The organism is Arthrobacter sp. B2a2-09 (genome assembly GCF_027587375.1).
Taxonomy (GTDB): domain Bacteria; phylum Actinomycetota; class Actinomycetes; order Actinomycetales; family Micrococcaceae; genus Arthrobacter.
Window position 1 is genome coordinate 1 of the sequence record NZ_JAMXIC010000062.1, and the last position, 1,943, is coordinate 1,943.

Annotated in this window: 1 protein-coding gene; it reads right to left on the reverse strand. The window is 63.7% G+C overall.

Features of this window, described 5'->3' with window-relative positions; translation table 11 throughout:
• Nucleotides 1–1,923 (reverse strand): primary-amine oxidase (locus tag NFJ07_RS25485; RefSeq protein WP_269998889.1); only part of this gene is annotated, 1,923 nt, incomplete at its 3' end.
• Nucleotides 1,924–1,943 lie beyond the last annotated feature (20 nt).

Below are 1,943 nucleotides of genomic sequence, written 5' to 3' on the forward strand. Positions count from 1 at the left end.
GCTGCAGTGCCCGGTGTCGGCGGAGGCCGTGTCCGAGGCGGGCAGGTTCAGGGTGGGGTTCTGGTTGAAGAAGCCGTGGGGTTCGAGCATGAATCCGATGTTCTGGCGGGGCATGACGGGCCAGTCTTCGAGGCGGACGACGTGGTGCATGCCGAAGGTGTACCAGACTACGAGGTCTTCATCGACGATGTTGCGGTCCGCCTGGGTCCATTTGTGCAGGCCGTCGCTGCCGGTGCTCTGGTTGGGGTACTCGCCGGCCGGGAAGCGTTCTGCCCGGTCGTACGGGGTGACCCAGAGGTTGTTGCGGGCGAACTGCGCGCGCTGGCTGACGTGTGCCTTGTCGTCCGCGGCCAGGGTGATGGCGTTGGTGGGGATGAGGCGGTAGGCCACCGGCTCGTTCACCAGGTTCTTGCTGCCGTGGTTGACGACCTTCCAGAAGCGGTGCTTGGAGCTGTCGGCCTTGCGGATGGCTGCCTGTTCGGTTTCCAGCAGCCGATCGACCGCCTTGAAAGCGGTGTAGGTGGGGTTGTCGGCGGGGATTTCGGTGTCCACCTCGTAGACGGCGTTCAGCGGGCCGTCTACTTCGAAGTCCATCCTGACGTTGAAGATGTGCTGGTGGATGGGTCCGTAGAGTCCGTCGTTGTTCAACGCCTGACCGTACGGGGTTTTCTCGTTCGGGTGCTGGGCGGCCGTTGACAGGATGCCGGTGGCCTTGACCAGGAACTCGATGCTGCCGTCAAGGAACAGGTGCCAGTAGAAGGCGTATTCGTAGTTGGCGACGGTGGCGATAAAGGAGATCACGAGCTTGCGGCTGCGGCGGGTTTCGGCGGTGCCCTCACGGAAGTCGAAGTGCTTCCACAGGATGCTGTCGTCTTCCTCGTGCATGCAGATGGCGTTCTCGATGGTCAGCGGGTTGCCGTGGCTGTCGGTCGTGATGCCGTCGAAGTATTGGATCTCGCCGAGGCAGTCGCAGCCCAGGGTGAGGGAGTTGGCCATGTTGCCGATGTTGTATTCACCGGAGTCGAAGGCGTTCTTCTTTGCCTGCACGGGGGCGGGGTCACCGTAGGGGACGACCATCTCGGCCAGCGAGGCCCTGTTGATGACGGGCCGTTCGGTGTCTTTGTCACGGAAGCGGAGCTGGTGCAGGACCAGGCCTTCCCGGGGCGTGAAACCGACACGGAAGGACCAGTCGGCCCACTGGACGTGGTTTCCGGTCACCTGGAAGGAAGCACCTTCGGGCTGGGTGATGGAAATGGGCTTCAGGTCGGTGCGGGCCGGCCCGACGTACTTGGGCAGGTAGTTGCCGGAGGCCGCCGGTACCGGGATGGACTCGTTGTCCTCGATCCTGGCGACCGTGCCCGAGGACAGGTCGTAGATCACGACGAGGTTCTCGATCGGGTGCGCGTAGGGGCTGTCATCAGGATCCTGCCGGACGAAGACCAGGGCGCGCATCAGGCGCCGTCCCTCGGCGTCTTCGCCGAACCAGCCCACGGACCAGGGTTCAAAGCAGACCAGGTCCAGATCGGTCAGGCCACGGGCGGCAAGGGCCTCGATCACGCGCGGGTCCTTTTTGCAGTTGACCTCGCACTCATCGAACTCGTCCAGCATGAACGGCGGCTGGATACCGGTAGCCAGCCGCGTCCACGCCGTGACGATGCCCGAGTCAAGATTGACGATCGCTTCGTAGGCAGTTCCCCCGTTACGGTCGATCAGGACCGCGTCCGCCTCGCGTGCCGGTACGGTACCGTTGCGCAGGTCCTCCTTGGAGGGCTCGCGCAGCTCAACGCTGCCGAAGCGGAACGACTCCGCCGCAGCCGGGCCATCCTTAAGGATAGAGACCGCCCGGGAGATCTCCGCGCGGGAAAGCGGATCAAGAGGGTGCGCCACCCCTACTACGGCTTGAGTTTCACTGTCGATAGTCATGGTTTCTCCTTGATTGGTTC